Origin of the sequence: Streptomyces sp. LUP30 (assembly GCF_001746365.1) — a bacterium.
Classification (GTDB): Bacteria; Actinomycetota; Actinomycetes; order Streptomycetales; family Streptomycetaceae; genus Streptomyces.
On the sequence record NZ_MJAJ01000042.1, the window covers coordinates 19,129 to 42,853 of the forward strand.

At 72.4% G+C, this 23,725-nt stretch carries 22 protein-coding genes; 8 read left to right on the forward strand and 14 right to left on the reverse strand.

What is annotated here, in order from left to right; translation table 11 throughout:
* Positions 1-132 precede the first annotated feature (132 nt).
* Positions 133-1,629, reverse strand: a complete 1,497-nt coding sequence (locus BG482_RS28405; protein ID WP_069772013.1) for a PLP-dependent aminotransferase family protein — start codon at positions 1,627-1,629, stop codon at positions 133-135.
* 99 nt (positions 1,630-1,728) lie between these two features.
* Here BG482_RS28405 and BG482_RS28410 point away from each other — a divergent pair, with 99 nt between their 5' ends.
* From BG482_RS28410 to BG482_RS28425, 4 genes are all read left to right on the forward strand, one after another.
* Positions 1,729-2,433: a YitT family protein gene (locus BG482_RS28410; protein ID WP_256096497.1), complete on the forward strand. Its 705-nt coding sequence runs from the start codon at positions 1,729-1,731 to the stop codon at positions 2,431-2,433.
* On the forward strand, positions 2,430-3,197 hold the full coding sequence (locus BG482_RS28415) for a glycerophosphodiester phosphodiesterase (RefSeq protein WP_069772014.1): 768 nt from the start codon (positions 2,430-2,432) through the stop codon (positions 3,195-3,197). The genes BG482_RS28410 and BG482_RS28415 overlap by 4 nt, the downstream gene beginning before the upstream one ends.
* Positions 3,198-3,250: 53 nt before the next feature.
* The gene (locus tag BG482_RS28420; protein WP_069772015.1) at positions 3,251-4,600 is read left to right on the forward strand and encodes an MFS transporter; all 1,350 of its coding nucleotides are present in this window, start codon (positions 3,251-3,253) and stop codon (positions 4,598-4,600) included.
* Between the two features lie 279 nt (positions 4,601-4,879).
* Positions 4,880-5,254, forward strand: coding sequence for an RNA polymerase-binding protein RbpA (locus tag BG482_RS28425; RefSeq protein ID WP_020128921.1), 375 nt, complete (start codon positions 4,880-4,882; stop codon positions 5,252-5,254).
* A gap of 917 nt (positions 5,255-6,171) precedes the next feature.
* Here BG482_RS28425 and fxsA read toward each other — a convergent pair.
* The 4 genes from fxsA to BG482_RS28445 form a co-directional block, all read right to left on the reverse strand.
* Positions 6,172-6,702, reverse strand: a complete 531-nt coding sequence (gene fxsA / locus BG482_RS28430; RefSeq protein ID WP_069772016.1) for an FxsA family membrane protein — start codon at positions 6,700-6,702, stop codon at positions 6,172-6,174.
* A gap of 65 nt (positions 6,703-6,767) precedes the next feature.
* Positions 6,768-7,736, reverse strand: coding sequence for a polyprenol monophosphomannose synthase (locus BG482_RS28435; RefSeq protein WP_256096498.1), 969 nt, complete (start codon positions 7,734-7,736; stop codon positions 6,768-6,770).
* Between the two features lie 568 nt (positions 7,737-8,304).
* Positions 8,305-9,921, reverse strand: coding sequence for an amidohydrolase (locus BG482_RS28440; RefSeq protein ID WP_069772017.1), 1,617 nt, complete (start codon positions 9,919-9,921; stop codon positions 8,305-8,307).
* 46 nt (positions 9,922-9,967) lie between these two features.
* The gene (locus BG482_RS28445; protein ID WP_069772018.1) at positions 9,968-10,408 is read right to left on the reverse strand and encodes an Lrp/AsnC family transcriptional regulator; all 441 of its coding nucleotides are present in this window, start codon (positions 10,406-10,408) and stop codon (positions 9,968-9,970) included.
* Between the two features lie 241 nt (positions 10,409-10,649).
* Between BG482_RS28445 and BG482_RS28450 the strand changes: the two genes are divergently transcribed.
* Together BG482_RS28450 and BG482_RS28455 are read left to right on the forward strand one after the other, a co-directional pair.
* Positions 10,650-11,105: a hypothetical protein gene (locus BG482_RS28450; protein WP_069772019.1), complete on the forward strand. Its 456-nt coding sequence runs from the start codon at positions 10,650-10,652 to the stop codon at positions 11,103-11,105.
* 900 nt (positions 11,106-12,005) lie between these two features.
* A complete protein-coding gene (locus tag BG482_RS28455) occupies positions 12,006-13,262 on the forward strand; it encodes a glycoside hydrolase family 18 protein (RefSeq protein WP_069772020.1) in 1,257 nt (418 codons plus the stop codon).
* A 68-nt stretch (positions 13,263-13,330) separates the two neighbouring features.
* On the opposite strand, the gene BG482_RS28460 is transcribed toward BG482_RS28455, so the two are convergent.
* The 3 genes from BG482_RS28460 to BG482_RS28465 form a co-directional block, all read right to left on the reverse strand.
* Positions 13,331-13,990: a TetR/AcrR family transcriptional regulator gene (locus BG482_RS28460; protein ID WP_069772021.1), complete on the reverse strand. Its 660-nt coding sequence runs from the start codon at positions 13,988-13,990 to the stop codon at positions 13,331-13,333.
* 74 nt (positions 13,991-14,064) lie between these two features.
* Positions 14,065-14,205: an SCO1431 family membrane protein gene (locus tag BG482_RS42870; protein WP_107450791.1), complete on the reverse strand. Its 141-nt coding sequence runs from the start codon at positions 14,203-14,205 to the stop codon at positions 14,065-14,067.
* A 90-nt stretch (positions 14,206-14,295) separates the two neighbouring features.
* Entirely contained in the window at positions 14,296-15,672 is a 1,377-nt protein-coding gene (locus BG482_RS28465; protein ID WP_069772022.1) for a peptidase C39 family protein, read from the reverse strand.
* 259 nt (positions 15,673-15,931) lie between these two features.
* On the opposite strand from BG482_RS28465, the gene BG482_RS28470 reads away from it, so the two are divergent.
* Positions 15,932-16,552, forward strand: a complete 621-nt coding sequence (locus BG482_RS28470; protein ID WP_079142249.1) for a uridine kinase — start codon at positions 15,932-15,934, stop codon at positions 16,550-16,552.
* A 439-nt stretch (positions 16,553-16,991) separates the two neighbouring features.
* Positions 16,992-18,860, forward strand: a complete 1,869-nt coding sequence (locus BG482_RS28475; protein ID WP_069772024.1) for an AAA family ATPase — start codon at positions 16,992-16,994, stop codon at positions 18,858-18,860.
* Between the two features lie 18 nt (positions 18,861-18,878).
* Here the strand turns inward: BG482_RS28475 and BG482_RS28480 are convergent, their stop codons facing one another.
* The 6 genes from BG482_RS28480 to ribH all read right to left on the reverse strand — a co-directional run bounded on the left by BG482_RS28480 (position 18,879) and on the right by ribH (position 23,718).
* Positions 18,879-19,964, reverse strand: a complete 1,086-nt coding sequence (locus BG482_RS28480; RefSeq protein ID WP_069772025.1) for a hemolysin family protein — start codon at positions 19,962-19,964, stop codon at positions 18,879-18,881.
* Positions 19,961-21,286, reverse strand: coding sequence for a hemolysin family protein (locus tag BG482_RS28485; protein ID WP_069772026.1), 1,326 nt, complete (start codon positions 21,284-21,286; stop codon positions 19,961-19,963). Before BG482_RS28485 ends, BG482_RS28480 begins: the two co-directional genes overlap by 4 nt.
* Before the next feature lie 206 nt (positions 21,287-21,492).
* On the reverse strand, positions 21,493-21,975 hold the full coding sequence (locus tag BG482_RS28490) for a PH domain-containing protein (RefSeq protein WP_069772027.1): 483 nt from the start codon (positions 21,973-21,975) through the stop codon (positions 21,493-21,495).
* 14 nt (positions 21,976-21,989) lie between these two features.
* The gene (hisG, locus tag BG482_RS28495; protein ID WP_069772028.1) at positions 21,990-22,847 is read right to left on the reverse strand and encodes an ATP phosphoribosyltransferase; all 858 of its coding nucleotides are present in this window, start codon (positions 22,845-22,847) and stop codon (positions 21,990-21,992) included.
* A 79-nt stretch (positions 22,848-22,926) separates the two neighbouring features.
* A complete protein-coding gene (locus BG482_RS28500) occupies positions 22,927-23,199 on the reverse strand; it encodes a phosphoribosyl-ATP diphosphatase (protein WP_018534786.1) in 273 nt (90 codons plus the stop codon).
* Between the two features lie 33 nt (positions 23,200-23,232).
* The gene (ribH, locus tag BG482_RS28505; protein WP_020138141.1) at positions 23,233-23,718 is read right to left on the reverse strand and encodes a 6,7-dimethyl-8-ribityllumazine synthase; all 486 of its coding nucleotides are present in this window, start codon (positions 23,716-23,718) and stop codon (positions 23,233-23,235) included.
* Positions 23,719-23,725 lie beyond the last annotated feature (7 nt).

A 23,725-nucleotide genomic window follows, 5' to 3' on the forward strand; every position in this document is an offset into this window, starting at 1 on the left:
CCCCGACCGGAGGCCGGCACCGACCGGACGGTCAGGCCGTCCGGTCGGGCCGGTCAGTCACGCCGCCCGGTCAGGCCAGTCGGGCCGGTCCGTGTCGCCCGCTTCCCCGTCCGTCGGCCACCCGCCGCTCCCCTACGCCACGAACGTGCGTGGTCCCTCGCCGCCCGCCGTGCCCCCGCTCTCCACGATCCGCGCGGCGGCGGCCAGGCGCACGGCCGCCTCGTCCGCCACCGCGCCGCCCACGGTGAACGGCAGCCGCACATACCCCTCGAAGGCGCCGTCGACTCCGAACCGCGGGCCTGAGGGGACCCGCAGTCCGACCCGTTCCCCGGCCTCGGCGAGCCGGGACCCGGACAGTCCGCCGGCCCGCACCCACAGGGTGAGGCCGCCCTCGGGGACGGCGAACTCCCACTCCGGCAGCTCCCGCCGTACCGCCGCGACCAGATCGTCGCGGTTGCCGCGGGCCTGGCGGCGCCGCAGCTCCACGGCCTGCTCCCAGCCCCCGGTGCTGAACAGCCAGTTCACCGCGAGCTGCTCCAGCACGGGGGTGCCCAGGTCGGCGTAGGCGCGGGCCGCCACCAGGCTGCGGATGACGTCGGGAGCCGCCCGCACCCAGCCGATGCGCATCCCGGCCCAGAACGCCTTGCTCGCCGAACCGACCGTGATCACGGTCGACCCGCCGGGGTCGAAGCCGCACACGGGCCGCGGCATCCGCACGTCGTCGAGCCGCAGTTCGCTCATGGTCTCGTCGGCGACCAGCACCGTCCCGGCCGAGCGGGCCGCCTCCACGAGACGGCGCCGCTGGTCGTCGTCGGCGAGCGCGCCGGTGGGGTTGTGGAAGTCGGCGACGACGTACGCGATGCGCGGCGCGGCGTCGCGCAGGACCTGCCGCCAGCGGTCCATGTCCCAGCCGGCCAGACCGTCGGCCATCGCGACGGGCACCAGCCGGGCCCCCGCCTCGCGCATGAGCTGGAGGATGTTGGCGTAGGAGGGCGACTCGACGGCGATGCGCTCGCCGCGTCCGCCGAAGAGATGGCAGATGGCGTCGATGGCGCCCATGGCCCCGGTGGTGACCATGATCTGCTCGGGCATCGTCGGGATCCCGCGCGCGCTGTAGCGCTCGGCGATCATCGCGCGCAGCGCGGGCAGGCCGGCCGGATAGTCGCCGTGCGTATGGGCGTACGGAGGCAACTCCTCCAGTGCGCCCTGCACGGCACGGGTGAGCCACGGTTCGGGCGCGGGCAGGGCCGCGCAGCCCAGGTCGATCACGGAACCCAGGGTCTCGGGGGGCAGCGGCTCAAGGCCTCGGGCCGGAACCGGGTTGCCCGCCGGCACGGCCGTCCAGCTGCCGGCGCCGCGCCGGGACTCCAGGAAACCCTCCGCGCGCAGCGCCTCGTAGGCGGCGGCGACGGTCGTACGGCTCACGGAGAGGGAGAGGGCGAGTTCCCGTTCGGCCGGCAGGCGGGCGGCGACGGGGACGCGGCCTTCGAGCACCAGCAGCCGGACGCCGTCGGCGAGCGCGCGGTAGGCGGGGGGACGTCGGGCGCCGGAGCCGGCCGGGCGGTCCTGCTGGGACTTGAGGAGCCGGGCGAGCTGCGCGGCCCCCACCGCAGAGGTCCACTGCGCCATGTTTACCAGTCCACCTTCCCCGAATTGGCCATGGATGACGTGCGCTTCCAAGCCACAGAGTGTCACGAGTCAGGCCACCGCCACCACCAGGGGGACCCCTTGTCCGAGCCGTCACCGCGGGAGCCGTCCTCGCAGGAACCGCCGTCCTCGCGGGGGCCGAACGGCCATGTCGCCCGCAGGCTGCTCCAGCTCTACGTCGGCCTCGCTCTCTACGGCGCCAGCTCCGCCCTGCTCGTGCAGGCCGGCCTGGGCCTGGAGCCGTGGAACGTGCTGCACCAGGGTCTCGCCGAGCTGACCGGGCTGTCGATCGGCGTCGTGTCGATCGGCGTGGGCGCGATCGTGCTGCTGCTGTGGATCCCGCTCCGCCAGCGCCCGGGCCTCGGCACGGTCTCCAACGTGTTCGTCGTCGGGCTCGCCATGGACGGAACCCTCGCGTGCGTCCCGCAGGCGCACACGCCGGCCGCGCAGGTCCCCCTGCTGGTGGCCGGGCTCGTCCTCAACGGGGCGGCCACCGGCCTGTACATCGCGGCCGGCTTCGGGCCGGGCCCGCGGGACGGGCTGATGACCGGTCTGCACCGGCGCACCGGGCGTTCGGTCCGCCTGATGCGGACGACCGTGGAGGTGGCGGTCGTGGCCACGGGGTTCGCCCTGGGCGGCACCATCGGCCTCGGAACGCTGCTGTACGCGGTCACGATCGGCCCGCTCGCCCAGTTCTTCCTGCGGGTGTTCGCCGTCCGGGCGGCATCGGGCGGCAGCGCGGTCGTTGCCACCGGGACACCGCAGGGAGCGATACTGCGTCCGTGACCAGCCTCGTACGCCACCCGTATCTCGACCATCCGGGGCCCATCCCGTTCGCGCACCGCGGTGGGGCCGCGGCCGGTCTGGAGAACACCGTGGCGCAGTTCCGGCGCGCGGTGGAGACGGGATACCGCTACGTCGAGACGGATGTGCACGCCACACGGGACGGCAAGCTCGTGGCGTTCCACGACTCGACGCTGGACCGGGTGACCGACGGCGTGGGCCGCATAGCCGACCTGCCGTGGGCGCAGGTGCGGCAGGCGCGCGTGGGGGGCCAGGAGCCCGTGCCGCTCTTCGAGGAACTCCTGGAAACGTTCCCCGGAGTGCGGTGGAACGTCGACCTCAAGGCGGAGCCCGCCCTGCACCCGCTGCTCAACCTGATCGCCCGCGCGGACGCGTGGGACCGCGTGTGCGTGGGCTCTTTCTCGGAGGCACGCCTGGCCCGTGCCCAGCGGCTGGCCGGGCCGCGTCTGGCGACGTCGTACGGCACCCGGGGCGTGCTCGACCTGCGGCTGAGATCCTGGGGCCTGCCCACGAGGCCGCGCCGCTCCGCGATCGCCGCACAGGTGCCCGAGGCCCACTCGGGCATCCAGGTCGTGGACCGCCGCTTCGTCCGCACCGCGCACGCGCGCGGGCTGCAGGTCCACGTGTGGACGATCAACGATCCGGATCGGATGCACCGTCTCCTGGACCTGGGCGTCGATGGCATCATGACCGATCACATCGACGCGTTGCGCAAGGTCATGGAGGACCGGGGCGTCTGGGCCTGACCTCGGGCCCACCGCCCGCACGCGGTTCCGGCACCGGGAAGCGAGGGCGCGGGGTGGGCATCGAGACCGTGCGGACGGCGGCGTCCGACGAGACCGCCGGACGGCGGCGCGAGCAGCGCGGCTGGTACTTCTACGACTGGGCGTGCTCCGTCTACTCGACGAGCGTGCTCACCGTGTTCCTCGGCCCGTACCTGACCTCGGTCGCCAGGAAGGCCGCGGACGCCGACGGGTATGTGCATCCCCTGGGCGTCCCCGTCCGGGCGGGCTCCTTCTTCGCCTACTCGGTGTCCCTTTCGGTGATCGTGGCCGTTCTGGTGATGCCGCTGGTGGGTGCGGCCGCCGACCGCACGGGCCGCAAGAAGCCGCTGCTGGGCGCGGCCGCCTATGTGGGCGCGGCGGCCACCACCGCCATGTTCTTCCTCGGCGGCGACCGCTATCTGCTGGGCGGCGCGCTGCTGATCGTGGCGAACGCGGCCCAGTCGGTGGCGATGATGCTCTACAACTCCTATCTGCCGCAGATCGCGCCGCCCGAGGAACGCGACGCGGTCTCCTCCCGGGGTTGGGCCTTCGGCTATGCGGCGGGCTCGCTGGTCCTCGTCGTGAACCTGGTCCTCTACCTCGCCCACGACTCCTTCGGCGTCTCGGAGTCGACGGCCGTCCGCATCTGCCTGGCCTCGGCCGGACTGTGGTGGGGCGGCTTCACGCTGATCCCATTGCTGCGGCTGCGCGACCGGCCGGCCGCCGTGCGGGAGGAGACGACGGCTCCGGGGCTGCGGCAGCTCGCCGCGACGGTCCGCGACATGCGCCGCCATCCGCTGACCCTCTCGTTCCTCCTGGCGTACCTCGTCTACAACGACGGCATCCAGACGGTGATCTCCCAGGCCTCGGTCTACGGCTCCGAGGAACTGGGCCTCGGCCAGTCCACGCTGATCGGCGCCGTCCTGCTGGTGCAGCTGCTCGCGGTGGCGGGCGCGCTGGGAATGGGACGGCTGGCCCGGACGTACGGCGCGAAGCGGACGATCCTCGGATCGCTGGTCGCCTGGACGCTCACCCTGGGCGCGGGGTACTTCCTGCCTGCCGGGGCGCCGGTGGGGTTCTTCCTGCTGGCGGCCGCCATCGGACTGGTCCTCGGCGGCAGCCAGGCCCTGTCCCGCTCGCTGTTCTCCCACCTCGTCCCGCCCGGCAAGGAAGCCGAGTACTTCTCGGCGTACGAGATGAGCGACCGGGGCATGAGCTGGCTCGGCCCGCTGATCTTCGGGATCACCTACCAGCTCACCGGCAGTTACCGGGACGCGATCGTCTCGCTGGTGGCCTTCTTCGTGATCGGATTCCTGCTGCTCGCGCGGGTACCCGTACGACGGGCGATCGGCGACGCGGGGAACCCCGTGCCCGAGAGGATTTAGCACTCAAGGCGAAAGGGCGGTAGTGTACGCGTTTGGCCTGCCAGGCGTACCGTTACTGCGCGTCAAAGATGCCGAAACGCTGGGTGACATCTCCTTTCAGATGTGACAAACCGGGCGCCGGTGGGTACTGCACTGGTTGACAAGGCTGCGGCTACGACGGCGACGCACGACCCGGAACAGACTCGGATCGGGAATCTTTACCGCCGCCCGGACGTTGACCGGATGACGACGACAGCGACACACCTGTCCTGTGGGCGACAAGCCCGGGAGGCACGATTCATGAGTGAGCGAGCTCTTCGCGGCACGCGCCTCGTGGTGACCAGCTACGAGACGGACCGCGGTATCGACCTGGCCCCGCGCCAGGCCGTGGAGTACGCATGCGAGAAGGGGCACCGGTTTGAAATGCCCTTCTCGGTCGAGGCGGAGATTCCGCCGGAGTGGGAGTGCAAGGTCTGCGGAGCCCCTGCACTTCTGGTCGACGGCGACGGCCCTGAGGAAAAGAAGGCCAAGCCCGCGCGTACGCACTGGGACATGCTGATGGAGCGGCGGACCCGCGAGGAACTGGAAGAGGTCCTCGAGGAGCGCCTGGCCGTTCTGCGGTCCGGGGCGATGAACCTTGCGGTACATCCCCGCGACAGCCGTAAAAGCGCGTAGCTCCTAAGGGGCTGCGACCGGCTTCACAGCGCACGACGACGACCGCGGGCGCCGTACGTGTTTCACGTACGGCGCCCGCGGTCGTCGTGCTGCCCACACCTCGCCCCAGGGGCCGCCTGCGGCTGCCTGTACGGCCTCTGCGGCTGCCCGGGAGGCCGCTCACGCTCTCTTTCGGACCTCACTCCGAGCGAGATGCCGGAGCCGGAGGCCCAGGGAACGGAGCCGGAGGCCCAAGAGGGCCGGGGCCGGAGCCGGAGGCCCGGGGAACCGGAGCCGGAGGCCCAAGAGGGCCGACGTCGGAGCCCGGGCCGGAGTCGGAGCCGAAGACCAGAGGGAACCTGTGCCGGAGCCAAAGTCCGGGCCAGGGCCGGAGTCAGTGCCGGAGGAAGGCGCCGGTGCCACAGCCCGGGCCGGTGGCCTCAGGGGCCAGGGCCGGAGCCCGGGCCGAAGGCCGGAACTCAGGGCCGGGGCCGGGCCCGCCGACCGAAGCCCGTGCCGGAATCGGGGCCCAGGATCGAAGCCCGTGCCGGAGGCCGAAACCGGAATCCGGGCCCAGGATCGGAGCCAGGGCCCAGGGCCGGGCCCGGAGCAGGGCAGGGGGCAAGCGCGGAGCCGGGGCCGCAGGCCGGGGCCCGGAGCCAGGGCCGGAGTCGGAGTCCGCGCCAGGGCCCACGGCCGGGCCCGGAGCAGGGCAGGGGGCAAGCGCGGAGCCGGGGCCGCAGGCCGGGGCCCGGAGCCAGGCCCGGAGCCAGGGCCGGAGCCCGCGCCAGGGCTGGATCCCGTGCCGGAGGCCGAAGCCCAGGGCAGGGGCCGGAGTCCGCGCCAGGGCCAGAGTCTCTGCCGGAGGCCGAAGCCGGGGCCGGAGACCATGGCAGGGGCCGGCGTCGGCGCCCGGGGGCGGGGTCAGCGCCGCGCGGTCACTGCTCGTCCCTGAGGACCTCGCCCTGCACCACCTTGCCGTCGGGGCGGTGGATGCGGGCCTGCTGGAAGGCGTCGCCCAGGGAGCCGGGGGTGCCCGCTGCCTCCCGCAGCTTGCGCTCCCCGTAGGCGCCGACCGCCTTCTGGACCGGCGGGAGCAGCAGGAGCAGGCCGATCGCGTCGGAGGCCAGGCCCGGGATCATCAGAAGGAGGCCGCCGAGCATCATGAGTCCGTTGCCGCCGCCCTTGCGGGGGGCCTGGCCGCGCCGGAGCGCCTCGTTGAGGTTCTGGAAGGCCCGTCGTCCGGCCCGCTTGATCACGACGACGCCGAGCACGAACCCGGCGCCGAGGATCAGGAGGACCGCGGGCCCGCTCGTCGCGCCCGCGACGACGGTCAGCAGCCAGATCTCCAGCACCAGCCACGCGGCGAGGCCAAGCGGCAGGAACGTCCGCAGGCGGGACCGACGGGGCTGGGGGCGGCGGGGCCGGGCGTCGGTCGGGTATGCGCGGATCGGAGAGCCAGTCGTCATGCCTCCAGTGTGCCCGGACCGGGCTCAGCGCGGCATAAGGGGACGATCAGCCGTCGCTGTGAGGCCTACCTGCCCTCGCTGTGAGACCTGTCCTCGCCCTGGGAGGCGCCGTCGGCCTCCGGCCCCGTCGCGTCGATGCCGGGCTTCCCGGCGCCACTGGCGGGCTCTGTGGTCTCGCTGCCGGGCTCGACGGACTTCGCGGCCCCGCTGCGGGCCGGGGCGGGCGCCTGCGGGCGTTCCGGCTGCCCGCTTCCCCGGCCGGTGATCTTGCCCACCCGCTCCCCCACGCCCCACGCCGTGACCCGCCACAGCGCCTCGACAAGGATGTCGCGGCTCATCTTGGAGTCGCCGAGTTCGCGCTCGACGAAGGTGATGGGCACTTCCACCACGTGGTACCCGGCCTTGACCGCGCGGCGGGCGAGGTCGACCTGGAAGCAGTACCCCTGGGAGGCCACCTCGTCGAGGCCGAGGCCCTCCAGGGTCTCGCGGCGGAAGGCGCGGTAGCCGCCGGTGATGTCACGCAGCGGAAGGTCGAGCGCGAGGCGGGAGTAGAGACTGCCGCCGCGGGAGATGACCTCGCGGGATCTGGGCCAGTTCACGACCCGGCCGCCCGGCACCCAGCGGGAGCCCAGCACCAGGTCGGCGCCCTTGAGCGCGGTGAGCAGGCGCGGCAGTTCCTCGGGCTGGTGGGAGCCGTCGGCGTCCATCTCGATCAGGACGCCGTAGCCGTTGTCCAGGCCCCAGTGGAAGCCGGCGAGGTAGGCGGCGCCGAGCCCCTCCTTGCCCTTGCGGTGGAGCACCTGGACCTGGTCGTCCGCGGCGGCCAGTTCATCGGCGAGCTTGCCGGTGCCGTCGGGGCTGTTGTCGTCGGCCACGAGGACGTGGGCCGCCGGGACAGCCTTGCGCACCCGGCCGACGATGCTCTTGATGTTCTCCGCCTCGTTGTAGGTCGGGATGATCACCAAGGCCGTGCCGAGCGGACCGAACTGCCGTCCCCGTTCCTGTGCCGCGCGGGTCCCGTCGCCGTCGTTCACTGCTGCCCCTTCAAGTCCGTACGCAGGGGACCACCATAGTGGCCGCGGCCTGCGATGACGTGACAGGACGTTCGAATGGTGGTGTCGAGTCCACAAAAGCGGGGTAACAACGCGCTTTTGGGCTTGTATGTACGCCCCTACCCCGGGCGGGTCGTGTGCAAGCCCGCTGCGGATGGGGGCCCGGCGCTCTTCGGGCCGGCCCGGGATCCGCTGGCTGCGGGTCGACCGAAAGCCGTTGTCTACTGAGCGCCCGGGCCCCACCCGGGTCACACCTCCCCGACCGGTCGAAACGTTCCCTCGCTGCGGCGCGGGCGCTGAGCCTGGCTGCCAGTGGCGGTGCGCCGGCACGGCACACCGTCCCTGACCCAGCGGCGCCGCGGCGAGTGTGTGGACGTTCCCCGGCGGGGCGTCCGGTGGTGGACTCCGCCGAACCTACCGGCCATCGGCAGTCGGCTGTCAACAGCCGTGCGACCTGCGGGTCTTCCGTCAACCCCCTGGTCAGGGGGACGAGACGCCGGTCGCACGACGACGGGCGGACGGGTGATCTTCACCGCGCCGGCCCGGGAGATCACTCGCTCGGACGCACGAACACGGTCCGGCCGTCCACCACGGTCCGCAGGCACACCGGGAGATCCGCTCCGGGGGTCAGATCGGGCAGTCCCGGGGTGCCGGAGCGGGGGTCGGTGGACCAGCGGGCGACCCGGTCGTCGGGGGCCTGGACGACGAGCTCGTCCGTACGCCAGACCGCGTAGTCGGCGGGTGCGCCCGGGACCAGGACGCCCGCGTCGTCGCGGCCGATCGCCCGCCAGCCGCCGCGCGTGTGGGCCGTGAACGCGGCCCGTACGGAGACGCGGTGCTCGGGGGTGCGGTGGAAGGCGGCGGCGCGGACCGTGCCCCACGGGTCGAGGGGGGTGACCGGGCTGTCCGAGCCGAAGGCGAGCGGGACGCCGGTCCGCAGCAGGGCGGCGAACGGGTTCAGCGTGCGGGCCCGCCCGACGCCCAGGCGCTGGGCGTACATGCCCTCCTCGCCGCCCCACAGCGCGTCGAAGGCGGGCTGGACGGAGGCGGTGAGACCCAGTTCGGCGAAGGCGGCGATCGTCTCCGGCGTGAGCATCTCGGCGTGCTCCACCCGGTGGCGGGCGGCGCGGATCCGCGCCAGGCCGAGCTTCTCCGCCGCGGTGCGCATGCCCTCGACGACGGCGCTCACGGCGGCGTCGCCGATGGCGTGGAACCCCGCCTGGAGTCCGGCCTCGGTGCAGGCCGTCACATGCGCGGCCACCTCGGCGGCGCCCAGGTAGGCGGCGCCGGTGTGGTCCGCGTCGGCGTACGGTCCGTGCAGACAGGCGGTGTGGGAGCCGAGGGCGCCGTCGACGAACAGGTCCCCGGCGGCGCCGAGGGCGCCCAGCTCCCGGGCCTTGTCGACGTCCTGCTCCGCCCAGTAGCCGACGACGCGCGGGCCGTTCTCCTCGGCGGCGAGCCGCAGCAGGTCCGTGAAGTCGTCCTCGGAGGAGATCTCCGGCCCGCCGCACTCGTGAACGGAGCCGATGCCGAGGGAGGCGGCGTGCGCGAGGGCGGCCCGCTGGGCCTCGGTGCGCTGCTCGGGCGTCACGGCTGCGAACGCCGCGGCGCGGACGGCGTGGTGCGCGTCCCGGGTCAGCGGCTCGCCGTCCGCGTGGCCGGCGGCGGTGCGCACGGCCGGCGTCAGGTCGAGCAGGGCGGTGGTGGCCACGGCCGAGTGGACGTCGATCCGGCTGAGGTAGAGCGGCCTGCCACCGGTGGCCTCGTCCAGTTCCTCGCGCCGGGGAGGTCGCCCCTCCGGCCAGCCGGAGGCGTCCCAACCATGCCCGAGCAGCACCTTGTCCTGCGGGCGGGCGGCCGCGAAGTCTCGTACGCGGGCGAGGGCGGCGGCCAGGGAGGGAGCGTCGGACAGATCGAGGCCGGTCAGGGCGAGGCCGGTGGACGTGGTGTGCACGTGGGCGTCGGTGAAGGCCGGGGTGACCAGGGCGCCGTCCAGGTCGACGACCTCGTCGACGCCCTCCGCGAAGGCGTCGGCGGAGCCCTCGGAGCCCACCCAGGCGACCTGGCCGCGCTCGACCACCATCGCGGTCGCGAACGGGTCGGCGGGGCTGTGGACCTCTCCGCGGCGGAGCAGGACGGTCTTCGACTGGGGGGCGCGCTCACTCATGGGGAACAGTCTCGCGCCTCGCGTCGGCCGCCCGGCACGGGGTCCCTCAGATCCGCGGCGGCCGGGCCTCGTACGGGGTGGACAGGGCGACCGTCGTGCGCGTCGACACCCCGGCCAGTGCCCGGAGCCGGCTCAGGAGCTCCTCCAGTTCGTGCGGGGTGGCCACGCGCACTTTCAGGATGTAGTTCTCGTCGCCGGCGACGCTGTGGCAGGCCTCGATCTCGGGCACGCCCGCCAGCCGCTCGGCGATGTCGTCGGGTGCGCTGGGGTCGAACGGCTTCACCGAGATGAAGGCGGTCAGGGGCAGCCCGACGGCCTCCGGATCGACGACGGCCGCGTACCCGCGGATCACACCGCGCTGTTCCAGCCGGCGCACCCGCTGATGCACGGCGGACGTGGACAGGCCCGTGGCCTTGCCCAGATCGGTGTAGCTCATCCGCCCGTCCTTGACGAGCAGCTGCACGATTTGTCGGTCCAGCTCCTCCATGACGCAAGAACCTACCGTGCGGGCGATCTCCGCGTATACGTATGCAGCCCAGGTCATAGCCGGTTTGTGATGTGCCGGGCCGGGCTGGGCGTGCGGCATCTGCAAACGGCATGTGACGAATGCCACAGCACTTGTCAAGGCTTCGTGATGGCCTCGTGGTTACCGCACGAACGGGCTGGGAAGTGCTTGCTGTGGTCGAGGCCGCAGTGCCTTCACGGCCCAGTCCGAGGGGGAGAATCCCATGCAGAGTCTTAAGCGCCCTGGTCGCACCGCGCCCAAGCGGCTCCAGTCGGTCGTCGAACCCGAGCCGGAGGGCGTCGAACCCTTCGACGCCGACGGTTACGACGCCGATGACGCCGACCACGTCGACGCATACGACACCTTCGAGATGTACCGCGTGATCTGCCCGGACTGTGCGCAGCCCATCGCGCTGCTCGCGGACGAGGAGATCCTGCCGGAGCACGCGCTGTGCGCCTCTCCGTGGAACCCGTTCGGGCTCACGGTCTGCGCCGGGACCGGACGCGCGGCGTCCGAGGCCCGGTCCGCCGACGAGTCCGCGGAGCCCCAGGAGCAGGACACCGCACTGCTGCTGACGCTCCCTCAGGGACTGGACTGGCGCACGCAGCCCTTCTCGCACGTCGGCGGCCCGGGCTCGCGCCCGATGCGCGTGCCGGTGATGCGCCGCGCCGCGGCCTGACGCCAGGACCCTCGCACCCGCCGCCCGGCCGCCTCGACTCCGTCGGTGGCCGGGGACACGATCAACTCCGCCTGTTCGAGCGGCAGTCGGTGTCGACCGTGCCCCTCGTGCGGCGGGGTACGGCCGACACCGGCGAAGGCCCTCCGCAGGACGAACCGCATCCGGCGCACGTCGAGCGGTGGGCGTCAGCCGCGTGTCGCCCGCTCCGCGGCCGGACGGGCAGCGGATCGATGCGGAGCCGGATCGCGTCGCGCGGAGCGCGCACGGCGGGCCCGTGACGCCCCCGCGGAACCAGGACACTCCACAGGACACCCCCCGAACTCACGCTCTACGGCGGCGGCCGGTGACCTGTCCCGCGGCACCGCCGTTGCCCTGGCATGACCCCCACCTATTCGGCTGCACCCGGGCGTCACCGCCAGCTTTTCGTTGCGCCGCGCCCGGAATCCACCCGCGCAGGATCGGTTCCGCCGGCCGCACCGGCCGCTCAGGACCCTCCCATCTACCGCGATCTGCTGCGCACCTGGGCCGACCGGGGCCGGACCGTGCCGGGGCGGCACGATCCCGAGTGGGTGCGGCTGGTGGCCCCGCAGGTGCGGTCAGGACAGTTCGGCGGCTCCGCGGACCCGCTGGGCGACGGGCGCTGACCTGCCGTCGGGTCCGAAGGGCGCCGTCGGCGCTCCACAGGACTCCGGATCGGGCCGGGCACTGCTCGACGGGCACTGCTCGACGCGGAGGACGGCGATGCGGCCGTGCCCGCCGCGTCGCACCGTCACGGCACCTTCGATTGGTCCGAACCATTGACGCACTGGTCTAGTCCACTTACCGTTTCGCTCCGACGCTTCCCGCGTTCATGCCGATCGGCGTGCGATCGCCTCACTGAAGCCCGCGAGGAGACACCCGGTGCACAACCCGCTACGCCCCAGCCCCCGCGCCCGGTTCCGGACGCTGCTGTCCGCCGTCTGTTGCGCCGCGCTCGGCGGCGCCCTGCTCGCCGGCGCGGGCACCGCGACCGCCGGTGAGCCCGGCCCCGCAGCAGCCCGCCCGACCGGCGCGACCGGTTCCAAGGTCGTCGGCTACTTCACCGACTGGGGAATCTACGACCGCCGGTACTACGTCAAGAACATCGAGACGTCCGGTTCCGCGAAGCGGCTCACCCACGTCAACTACGCTTTCGGCAACGTCACCGGCGGCAAGTGCGCCCTCGGCGACTCCTGGGCGGACACCGACAGACCGTTCACCGCCGAGGAATCCGTGGACGGCGTCGCCGACGCGGCGGACCAGCCGCTCAGCGGCAACTTCAACCAGTTGCGCAAGCTGAAGAAACTCCATCCGAAGCTCAAGGTCATCTGGTCCTTCGGCGGCTGGAGTTGGTCGGGCGGCTTCGGCGAGGCGGCGAAGGACCCGGCGGCCTTCGCGCGCTCCTGCCACGACCTGGTGGAGAACTCCCGCTGGGCGGACGTCTTCGACGGCATAGACATCGACTGGGAGTACCCGAACGCCTGCGGCCTGACCTGCGACACAAGCGGCCGTGAGGCCTTCCGGGACGTCATGGCGGCCCTGCGCGCCGAGTTCGGCCGGCGCGAGCTGATCACGGCGGCGATCACCGCGGACGCCACCGCCGGCGGCAAGATCGACGCGTCCGACTACGCGGGCGCGGCGCGCTACGTCGACTGGTACAACCCCATGACCTACGACTACTTCGGCGCCTGGGCGGCCACCGGCCCCACCGCTCCGCACTCGCCGCTGACCTCCTATCCCGGCATGCCGACGAAGGGCTACGACACCGCCGCCACGATCGCGAAGCTCCGAAGCCTGGGCATCCCGTCGAGCAAACTGCTGCTGGGCATCGGCTTCTACGGGCGCGGCTGGACCGGCGTCACCCAGGCGAAACCGGGAGGCACGGCCACGGGGCCCGCGGCGGGGACGTACGAGGCCGGCAACGAGGACTACAAGGTCCTCAGGACCAAGTGCCCGGCCACCGGCGTCGTCGGCGGCACCGCGTACGCCAAGTGCGGGAACGACTGGTGGAGTTACGATACCCCGGCGACCGTCGCCACGAAGATGAAGTACAAGGCCCGGCAGGGGCTCGGTGGAACGTTCTTCTGGGAGCTCAGCGGAGACACGGCCGACGGCGAACTGATCAGGGCCATCAGGTAGCCGCGAACGGCAGGCCGGGGCGGAGGGCCACGATCCTCCCCCCGGCCGCCTCCCGGGCAGCCTGGGCCTCAGGCCTCGCGGCGGGCCGGCTGGGGCGCGGGGAAAGCAGGGTCGAGCTCCTCGATGGCGCGCAGACAGCCGCCCAGCGTCTTCACCAGCAGGTCTCCCATGACCTCACGGGAGAGTTCGGGGCGGTCGATCCACTCCAGCGTGGCCCCCTCGACACTGCACACCCAGGACAGCAGGGCCATGCGGGGCAGCGGCGGGATGTCGCTGCGGCCGTACGCGCCCTCGGCGAGGGTCGCCACGATCGCCGCGCGCACGCCGTCCCGGATGGCGTGCACCTCGGTGTCGAAGCCGACGCCTCCGCTGACGATCGTGCGATACGCGGCCTGGTTGTGCTCGGCGTAGCGCAGGTAGCCGTCGATGGTGCGGTGCACCCGGTCCACCTGGGGCAGATCCATGCCGCTCGCCGCGAAGGTGACCAGGTCGGCGACGCAGTCCTGGATGATCGCCAGGTAGTAGCCGCGCTTGGACTGGAAGTAGTAGTAGATCAGCCCCTTGGCGACGTGCGCCTGCCGGGCGATGTCATCCATCGAGAGGGCGTCGTACGACGTGTCGGCGAACAACTTCCGGCCGATGGAGATGAGTTCGGCGCGGCGCGCCAGTGAGCGCTCGGTGCCGCGCGCCCTGGGGCGGACGACTTCGCGCTGTTCACTGATATTCAATGTCGACCCTGGTCTCGGGCGGTCGGCGGGACTTCCGCAGTATGTCAGGTCAACCGTGCGTCAGGTCACGCCAGTCACAGCAGTCCGAGCTGGGTGACCAGCATCGCGAGGACCGCGACGAGGACCCAGCCCACGACGTGCTCCAGGACGTTCGGGCCGTCGGCGTCGGGGCCCCCGGTGCGGACTCGGGCGGTGGTGGCTGTCTGTGCGGTCATGGTGTCTCGCTGAGGTCGGACGTACTGGTGGATCCCCCCACGATCCGTCCACCTTGCCACTTGCCTGGACCTTTGCGGCAGAGACGTTGCTCACACGGGGATGCCCACCGCATCGAGGGCGGCGCACTGGCGGGCGGTCGGCCGCGCCGGGAAATAGACGTAGCAGACGCCTCCGCTGCCGGAGGCGACCTTGCCGCTCGCGTTGTGGCGTTTGGTCCTGAGCCAGATGTTCTCGAACTCCCGTCGCCGGTACACGCGCCGCACCGCCGCGTCGTCCGCCGAGAACGGATCGTTGGCGATCACGTCGCCCTGGGCCGTGAAGCCGATCACGGTCATCAGGTGCCCCGAGGTGCCGTAACCCGCCCCCGTGAGCTCCTCCTTGAGGAAGGACTGCGACGTCATGGCCGGGATCCCGGCGGCGATCAGCGTCTCCAGGTCCGTGAGGGAGCCCAGCCGGGTCACCACGCCCTGCAGGTCGGGGAAGGTGGCCGCGTAGGCGGCGTTGAACGGCCAGTTGCCGCAGCCGGCGTACTGGTAGTCGTACGTGTACCGGGCGGCGTGGCACACCTGCGGATCGCTGTAGGAGGGGTCGACCCAGGCCAGTTGCCCGGGGGTGAGCCGGCCGCCCCAGTACTCGACGATCATCTGCGAGGAGGTCGGGCTGCACCAGGCCTCGCCGCCGTTGTCGTACTCGGGGTAGCGGCCGCGGTGGATCTCCTGCGAGTAGCGCGGGACGGTCAGCTCCCGCGCGAGGCCGGGCGCGGAGGCCGGGACGGTGAAGCGGTCCGGGACGTCGGAGCCCATGACCCCCAGCCGCCACACGGTCGGGGTGGCGTCGGAGCCGGGGCGGCGGTACAGGGTGAGCCGGAGCCTGACGGCGGCGACACGCAGCCCCGTCGAGGCGTCGTCGACGGCCAGGGTGTCGGTCCACACGGTGCTTCTGCCGTCGGTCTGGCCGTCGACCGAGGTGCGCCTGATGTCCTGGTCGCCGGAGGCCCAGCGGCCCATCACGTACCAGGGGGTGTCCTTGCCGTCGGAGTAGGTGCCCTTCAGCTCGACCTGGAGCCAGGTGCCGGCCGGGGTGCTCGCGTTCCAGGAGGCGATCACCTCCGTGGCCGGGACCGCGAGCGCCCGGGTCGGGGACGTCCAGGTCGCGTACTCCCAGGCGGCGGTGGTCCTGGTGTGCGGGTCCGTGTAGTCGACGGTGCCGAGCGGGGCGGCGACGACGACGCCCGGGCGGACGCCCGCGACGGCCCGGGCACCCCGGACGGCGCCTGTGAGCCAGTCGGCGTAGGTGGTCCAGGCGCGGTGGTCGACGGACCGGCCCGGGGCCGATTCGGCGTCGCCGGTGTCCCTCGCACCGGCGGCCGTCGCCGCTGTCGCGGTCGGGGCCGATCCGCCGGCGACCGCGGCGGCGACCGCGGCGGCGAGGACTGTCCTGCGGGACGGCTGTTCGGCTCTGCTCATGGGCGGAAGGACCCCCGAGGTCTCGGCGCGGCTGTGCGCCCACTATGGACGGCGGCGGACGCGCCTTCCAGCACCGCCGCCCGGGCCACGCCCACGGACGAGGGCCCGAACCACCGGTGTGGCGTACGGACGTAGAATTCTCGGGCCGTGGCGACGACGGCGTCCTCCCGCCCGCCCCGCCGCTTCCGCCCGTCCCGGCGCTCCCGCCGCTCCCGGCCGCCTCTCTCCTCTCTCCCCTCCTCGCCCACCTGGACCCGTCATCCGCCAGCTCGCCTCCCGGCTCCGCCGCCTGCCGCCGTCCTGCGGGCCGGTCCGTCTGATCGGGGTCGACGGACACGCCGGCTCGGGGAAGTCCACCTTCGCCGCGGCGCTGGCCGAGGCGCTGGGCGGAGCGCCGGTGCTGCACCTCGACGACATCGCCTCTCACGACGAGCTGTTCGCGTGGACCGGGCGGCTGCTCGCCCAGGTGATCGAACCCCTCGGCCGCGGCGAGAACGCCCGGTACACCCCCTACGACTGGCGCGCCCGCCACTTCGGCCCGCCCCGGCCGCTGCCCGCCGCCCCTGTCGTCCTGATGGAGGGAGTCGGTGCCGGCCGGCGTGCCCTGCGGCCGGTGCTGGCGTGCCTGCTGTGGATGGACGTACCGGCGGGGGAGGCCTGGGCGCGCGGCCGGTCGCGGGACGGGGAGGAGCAGCGGGAGTTCTGGGACGGCTGGGTTCCGGCCGAACTCGGCCACTTCGCCGAGGATCCGTCGCGAACGTACGCCGACCTGCTGGTACGGCAGTCGCAGGAGGGATACGAGGTGCTACGGGGGCCGATGGGAGACGTTGGTCCGCACCAGGATGTCACCCACCGTGAGGGACCGGCCGCGATGTGGTGAACCTGTGAAGGGTCGCGCACGCGAACTTCGCCAACTGCTTCAACTCCGCTTGACCGGCGGCCCGTACAGGTCTTACGTTCTCAATGTGCGGCATCGAAGCCGCCCTCAGACGCGAAGCCCCCGGTTGTTCCCCCGTGATCGGGGGCTTCGTTCTGTCCTCTTCCGGTTCCGCTCCCCCCTTTTCGGGCGCGGCGCGGCACCGTTCCCTCACCCTGGGTCACGGTTGGGGTGTGCGCCCCGTCTGCTCCCACCTCGTCGAACGGCCTGTGCGGCACCCTACGGCGAGCGACGCCCACGCAGGTACGATGCCCTCGGTGCGACCTGGACGACTGCTGCACGCACCTTGCAACTCCGGTCAGCGGCACAGCGGTTCGACCAAGGCAGCCGACGGGCGACGGCCCGGCGGCAGACCGACGGGGCACGGTTTGTGGGGGACGTGATGGACTTCGGCACGCAGGGCCCCGAGGCCCCGGCCGACCTGGCCTGGCTGCGAGGCGTGGACGCCTACACCATGGGCGCCTATCCCCAGGCGGAGGAGGAGTTCCGCACCGCGGTGCGGATCGATCCCGGGATGGCCGACGGCTGGCTCGGGCTGCACGCGCTGCGCGTCGACACGACGACCGCGCTGCTGCGGATGTTCCGCCACCGAGAGCGCTTCGGCGAGCAGCGGACCCGGCACCGCCGCACCCTCAACTCCTGGTACTGGCTGGGCTGGTGGGTGCAGCCGGTGCTGGAGAGCCCGCGCGATCTGCTCCTCGCGCACGCCTCGCACTGGCTGGACGGCCGCCATGTGCCCGAGCTGGACCGGGCGCTCGCCGGGCTCCCGCCCGTCGACGCCGACCACCAGGTCCGCTTCCTGCACGCCTGCCGCGCCTATCTGGTCAAGGACTGGGAGCAGCTGGTCCGGCACACCGACCCGCTGCTGGACGACTCCCTGCTGGGCATCGAGGCCGGTCTGTTCGGCGGGATGGCCAGGGTGCGCCTGGAGATGTACGGGCAGGCCGAGCCGCTGCTCTCGGCGGCGCTGATGCGCTGCCGCAGCGAGCAGCCGCAGCGCAAGGAACTGCGGTACTGGCTGGCCCGGGCTCATGAGGGCACCGGCCGTTCGGCGGCCGCCCTCCCCCTGTACCGGGCGGTCCACCGCGTCGACGCCGCCTTCATGGACACCTCGGCCCGCCTCGCCGCGATCGCCGAGAGCGACGGATACGACGACACGGCCGACCTCGCGGCGATCACGCTCACGGGGTTCGGGCAGGACGCGGTGGACGGGCCGGACGGCTTCGACCCGCTGTTCGGCACGGAGGGGCGCGATCTGCGGCTCACCGAGCCCGCCGACCCACCCCCGGGCGTCCCGTTGCCGCAGGTGACCGAGCCGGTCGCGCGGAACACGAACCTCGTTCCCTCCGGCCCGTTGCCGGCCGGTCCGACCGACCCGGCCCTTCTCGAGGAGGCGCTCGCAGAGCTGGAGCGCATGGTGGGACTGGAGCCGGTCAAGCGGCAGGTCAAGGCCCTGTCGGCGCAGCTCAACATGGCTCGGTTGCGGACCGGTCAGGGGCTTCCGGTCCAGCCGCCGAAGCGGCACTTCGTCTTCTCCGGGCCTTCGGGCACCGGGAAGACCACGGTGGCGCGCATTCTCGGCCGGGTCTTCTACGCGCTCGGCCTGCTGGGCGGCGACCATCTCGTGGAGGCGCAGCGGGCCGACCTGGTCGGCGAGTACCTGGGCCAGACGGCCGTGAAGGCCAACGAGCTGATCGACTCCGCCCTCGGCGGCGTGCTCTTCGTCGACGAGGCCTACTCGCTGTCCAACTCGGGATACGGCAAGGGTGACGCGTACGGCGACGAGGCGTTGCAGGTGCTGCTGAAGCGGGCCGAGGACAACCGGGACCACCTGGTGGTGATCCTGGCCGGCTATCCGGAGGGCATGGACCGGCTGCTCGCCGCGAACCCCGGGCTGTCCTCCCGGTTCACGACCCGCGTCGACTTCCCCTCCTACCGGCCCCTGGAGCTCACCTCCATCGGTGAGGTGCTGGCCGCGGAGAACGGCGACGTGTGGGACGAGGAGGCGCTGGACGAGTTGCGCTCGATCGCCGGGCACGTCGTCGACCAGGGCTGGATCGACGAGCTCGGCAACGGGCGGTTCCTGCGGACGCTGTACGAGAAGAGCTGCGCCTACCGGGATCTGCGCCTGTCGACGTACCCGGGGGCACTGACCCGGGACGATTTGTCGACACTGCGGCTTCCGGACCTGATGCAGGCCTACGGCGAGGTGCTGTCCGGGAGGCGACCGCAGGATCCGTCGGCGAGGTGACGGATCCCGCGGTCCGAGTCAGCTCGCCAGAGCCTGCTCCGGTTCGTCGCGCGCCGTCGGCTCCGTCAGCCGCACCTCGGGAACCTCCCGGTGCGCCGGGTCGGTGACCTCGCCCACCAGGAGTTCCAGCACGTCCTCCAGGGCGACCAGGCCGAGGACCCTCCCGGAGGCGTCGGCGACCTGCGCCAGATGGGTCGCCGCCCGGCGCATCACCGTGAGCGCGTCGTCCAGCGGCAGTTCGGAGCGGAGCTTCGTCATCGGACGCCACACCTGCTGCGGCACCGCCCGCTCGGAGTTCTCCAGATCCAGGACGTCCTTCACATGCAGGTAGCCCATGTAGGCGCCGTTCTCGGCGGCCACCGGGAAACGGGAGTAGCCGGTGCGGGCCGTCAGCTCCACGATCTCGCCCGGGGTGACGGACGGACTGACGGTGACCAGCGACTCGCGCTTCAGCAGCACGTCGGTCACCGGGCGGGAGCCCAGTTCCAGCGCGTCCTCCAGCCGCTCCCGCTCCTCGGGGTCGAGGAGGCCTGCCTGACCGGAGTCCTCCAGCAGCCGGTTCAGCTGCTCGCTGGTGACGACGGCCTCGACCTCGTCCTTGGGCTCCACGTGGAAGAGCCGCAGGATGCCCTGGGCGCAGGCGCCGAGGGCCACGGTGATCGGCCGGCAGACCCGGGCGAAGGCGACCAGGCCGGGGCTGAGCCACAGCGCGGCCTTCTCGGGGGCCGCCATGGCGAGGTTCTTCGGCACCATCTCGCCGATGACGAGGTGGAAGAAGACCACGGCCGCGAGTGCCAGGACGTAGCCGAGCGGGTGGACCATCCCGTGCGGGAGGCGGATCCACTCGAACAGCGGCTCCAGCAGCTCGGCGACGGTCGGCTCGGCCACCGCGCCCAGGGTGAGGGAGCAGACGGTGATGCCGAACTGGGCCGCCGCCATCATCTGCGGCAGGCGCTCCAGGCCGTAGAGGACCTGGCGGGCCCGCGTGGTGCCCAGCGGCTCGATCTGGCTGCGGCGGACCGAGACGAGGGCGAACTCGGCGCCGACGAAGAACCCGTTGGCGAGCACGAGCAGCGCGGCGAAGAGGAGTTGCAGGGCGCTCATCGGGCGACCTCCACGACCTGGCCGGTGCGAACCAGCCGGACCCGTTCGGCCCGGTAGTGGCCGATCCGGCGCACCGACAGCCGCCAGCCGGGCAGCTCGGCCCGGTCGCCGACGGCCGGGATGCGGCCGAGCAGGTCGGCGACGAGGCCGGCGACCGTCTCGTACGGTCCCTCGGGGACCTCGAGCCCTATGCGCTGCAACGTGTCGACGCGACAGCTGCCGTCCACGTCCCAGGCGGGTCTGCCCTCCTCCGGCGGGGCCGCGGCCAGCTCCGGGGCGTCCTGGCCGTCGTGCTCGTCGCGGACCTCGCCGACGATCTCCTCGACGATGTCCTCCAAAGTGACCACTCCGGCCGTGCCCCCGTACTCGTCGACGACGACGGCGATGGGCTGCTCACTGCGCAGCCGGGCCAGCAGGGGCCGCACGGGCAAGGTCTCGGGGACCTGAAGCGCCGGACGGGCGATCCGGACGACCGGGGTGCGCAGCCGGTCATGGACCGGCACGGCCAGGGCGTCCTTGAGGTGGACCATGCCGACGACCTCGTCGATCTTCTCGCGGTAGACCGGGAAGCGGGACAGGCCGGTGGCTCGGGTCAGGTTGACCACGTCCTCGGCGGTGGCCGACGACTGCAGTGCGCTGACCTTCACGCGTGGGGTCATGACGTGCTGCGCGGTCAGCTCGGCCAGCGACAGGGTCCGCACGAAGAGGTCGGCCGTGTCCTGTTCGAGCGCGCCGGCCTGGGCCGAGTGGCGGGCCAGGGACACGAGTTCGCCGGGGGTGCGCGCGGAGGCCAGCTCCGCGGTGGGCTCGACGCCCAGGGCGCGCACCAGCCGGTTGGCGACGGTGTTGAGCGCCGCGATCACCGGCCGGAAGAGGCGGGAGAAGCCGGCCTGCGGGCCCGCGACGAACCGCGCGACCTGCAGGGGCTTGGACACCGCCCAGTTCTTGGGCACCAGCTCGCCGATCACCATCTGCACGGCGGAGGCCAGCAGCATGCCGACGACCACGGCGACGCCGGAGACGGCGCCCCCGGGGATGCCCACCGCGGTGAACGGGCCGTGCAGCAGCTCCGCGAGCGCCGGCTCGGCGAGCATGCCGACGACGAGGGAGGTGATGGTGATGCCCAGCTGGGTGCCGGAGAGCTGGAAGGACAGTTCCTTCAGCGAATCGACGACCGTACCGGCCCGTCGGTCGCCCTCGGCGGCGGCCTTCTCGGCGTCCGGGCGCTCGACCGTGACGAGGCCGAACTCGGCGGCGACGAAGAAGCCGTTGGCGAGGATGAGCAGGAACGCGGCTGCCAGGAGCAGCAGGGGATGGGTCATGATGCCGCCGCCTCCGAACCAGGTCGGACAGGGGCGGCGCAGGTACTACAGGACGAACCGTCCATCGCCGGAGGGAGTCACTCCTCGGGTAGCAGGAACCCCCGTGAGCCCGGCAGGGCACGACAGGGGTGGAGGCGCAAGGGCAGCGCCTCCGTCACCAGATTAATCAAGACAGGGCCCGGAACGGCAGGGTGGATGGCCCCGAGTCAGCCCTGATCTTGTTCCGGGGGCGTCTCGGGGTCCCGGACGGACCGGGCTTCCGCGAGCGCACGGAGGCTGCGCGCGTCGGCGATGGCCTGCCGTTTGTCGATGCCGGGCTGGATGCCGAGGGCGGGCAGGCTGGTGCCGTCGCTGAGGTCGAGGAACACCCAGGGGTCGCCCGGGCGGAGGTTCACCCGGAGGATCTCCGCCCATGCCAGCCGCCGTCGGCCGGCGATGTTCACGACGGTGACGCCGGCGTCGTCGGCGACCACCCGCACCCGGGCGATCCGGGCCAGCACCCAGAAGATGAGGGCGCCGGTGAGGATGAAGGTGAGCCGCTCCCCCGGGCCGAGCTGTTCCAGCAGCATGGCCACGGCGGAGATGACGACGAAGATCGCCACGCCGGCCGTGAGCAGCACCGCACGGGTGCGGCCCGGCCGGAAGGTGACGGGGAGGGTGGGCAGCTCGCTACCCGTGAGATCGGACATGTTCCCGGGTGCGTTCAGAGTCGGCAGGCGTGGATGGCCGTGGTCAGGATGGCGCGGGCGCCGATGTCGTACAGGTCGTCCATGATCCGCTGGGCCTCCTTGGCGGGGACCATGGCACGCACGGCGACCCAGCCCTCGTTGTGCAGCGGGGAGACGGTCGGCGACTCCAGGCCCGGGGTCAGCGCGACGGCCTTCTCCAACTGCTCGACGCGGCAGTCGTAGTCCATCATCACGTAGGTCCGCGCGACCAGGACGCCCTGCAGGCGGCGCAGGAACTGCTGGACCTTGGGCTCGGCGGCGTCCTCGGCGTCCGCGCCGGTGCGGCGGATGACGACGGCCTCGGACTGCATGATCGGGTCGCCGAAGACCTCCAGTCCGGCGTTGCGCAGCGAGGTCCCGGTCTCCACGACGTCGGCGATGACCTCGGCGACGCCGAGCTCGATGGCCGTCTCGACCGCGCCGTCGAGGTGGACGACGGAGGCGTCGACGCCCTGCTCGGCCAGGTGCTTGGCGACGATCCCCTCGTAGGAGGTGGCGATCGTCCGGCCCTTGAGGTCTTCCAGGCTGTGCGCCGTGCCCGGCTTGGCGGCGAAGCGGAAGGTGGAGCGGGCGAAGCCGAGGGGCAGGATCTCCTCCGCTTCGGCCGCGGAGTCGACCAGCAGGTCACGACCGGTCACGCCGATGTCCAGGCGGCCGGAGGAGACGTAGATCGCGATGTCGCGGGGGCGGAGGTAGAAGAACTCGACGTCGTTGACCGGGTCGACGATCCGCAGTTCCTTGGACTCGCGGCGCTGCCGGTAGCCGGCCTCATGCAGCATCTCCCCCGCGGGGCCTGACAGGGAACCCTTGTTGGGGACGGCGATGCGCAGCATGAGGTCGGCTTCCTTCGCGTGGTACGTGGAACGGGGGCGGGTGGGCGGGTGTGTGCGGAGCAGGGTCCGTGGAGCGTTTCTACAGGTGGGCGTAGACGTCGTCCAGCGAGATTCCGCGGGCGACCATCATCACCTGAACGTGGTAGAGCAGCTGCGAGATCTCCTCGGCGGCCGCCTCCTTGCCCTCGTACTCGGCTGCCATCCAGACCTCGGCGGCCTCTTCGACGACCTTTTTGCCGATGGCATGGACGCCCTTCCCGACCAGTTCGGCGGTGCGGGAAGTGGCGGGGTCGCCAGTGGCGGCCTTCTGCTGGAGCTCGGTGAAGAGCTCCTCGAAAGTCTTGTTCGACATGGTGAGGTCAGCCTAGCTCCAAGACCGGGTGGGTCAGTGCCAGGGTTCGGATACTGAGCGCAGGGTGGCCGCGGTCGCCACCGCCGCCGTCACCGCCTCGTGCCCCTTGTCCTCGTTGGAGCCCTCCAGGCCGGCCCGGTCCAGGGCCTGCTCCTCGGTGTCGCAGGTGAGGACGCCCATGCCGACGGGCACGCCGGTCTCGACGGAGACCTGGGTGAGGCCCTGGACGACGCCCTGGCACACGTACTCGAAGTGCGGCGTGCCGCCCCGGATGACGACGCCGAGGGCGACGATCGCGTCGTACCCGCGGCCGGCCAGCACCTTGGCGACGACCGGGAGCTCCCAGCTGCCGGGGACCCGCAGCAGGGTCGGCTCGTCGATGCCGAGGTCGTGCAGGGCGCGCAGCGCGCCGTCGACCAGACCGTCCATCACCTTCTCGTGCCACTGCGCCGCGATGACGGCGACCCGAAGGTCACCCACATTGCGTACGGACAGCTCCGGTGCGCCCTTGCCGCTCACGTCTCTC

What these genes read in the sequence shown, in the direction of transcription:
- BG482_RS28450 (WP_069772019.1), top strand. Translation starts at nt 10,650, where the DNA reads ATGCAGAGTCTTAAGCGCCCTGGTCGCACCGCGCCCAAGCGGCTCCAG.
- BG482_RS28480 (WP_069772025.1), bottom strand. Translation starts at nt 19,964, where the DNA reads ATGAGCGCCCTGCAACTCCTCTTCGCCGCGCTGCTCGTGCTCGCCAAC.
- BG482_RS28445 (WP_069772018.1), bottom strand. Translation starts at nt 10,408, where the DNA reads ATGGAGGAGCTGGACCGACAAATCGTGCAGCTGCTCGTCAAGGACGGG.
- BG482_RS28485 (WP_069772026.1), bottom strand. Translation starts at nt 21,286, where the DNA reads ATGACCCATCCCCTGCTGCTCCTGGCAGCCGCGTTCCTGCTCATCCTC.
- BG482_RS28405 (WP_069772013.1), bottom strand. Translation starts at nt 1,629, where the DNA reads ATGGCGCAGTGGACCTCTGCGGTGGGGGCCGCGCAGCTCGCCCGGCTC.
- BG482_RS28490 (WP_069772027.1), bottom strand. Translation starts at nt 21,975, where the DNA reads ATGTCCGATCTCACGGGTAGCGAGCTGCCCACCCTCCCCGTCACCTTC.
- BG482_RS42870 (WP_107450791.1), bottom strand. Translation starts at nt 14,205, where the DNA reads ATGACCGCACAGACAGCCACCACCGCCCGAGTCCGCACCGGGGGCCCC.
- BG482_RS28465 (WP_069772022.1), bottom strand. Translation starts at nt 15,672, where the DNA reads ATGAGCAGAGCCGAACAGCCGTCCCGCAGGACAGTCCTCGCCGCCGCG.
- hisG (WP_069772028.1), bottom strand. Translation starts at nt 22,847, where the DNA reads ATGCTGCGCATCGCCGTCCCCAACAAGGGTTCCCTGTCAGGCCCCGCG.
- BG482_RS28425 (WP_020128921.1), top strand. Translation starts at nt 4,880, where the DNA reads ATGAGTGAGCGAGCTCTTCGCGGCACGCGCCTCGTGGTGACCAGCTAC.
- BG482_RS28440 (WP_069772017.1), bottom strand. Translation starts at nt 9,921, where the DNA reads ATGAGTGAGCGCGCCCCCCAGTCGAAGACCGTCCTGCTCCGCCGCGGA.
- BG482_RS28500 (WP_018534786.1), bottom strand. Translation starts at nt 23,199, where the DNA reads ATGTCGAACAAGACTTTCGAGGAGCTCTTCACCGAGCTCCAGCAGAAG.
- BG482_RS28475 (WP_069772024.1), top strand. Translation starts at nt 16,992, where the DNA reads ATGGACTTCGGCACGCAGGGCCCCGAGGCCCCGGCCGACCTGGCCTGG.
- fxsA (WP_069772016.1), bottom strand. Translation starts at nt 6,702, where the DNA reads ATGACGACTGGCTCTCCGATCCGCGCATACCCGACCGACGCCCGGCCC.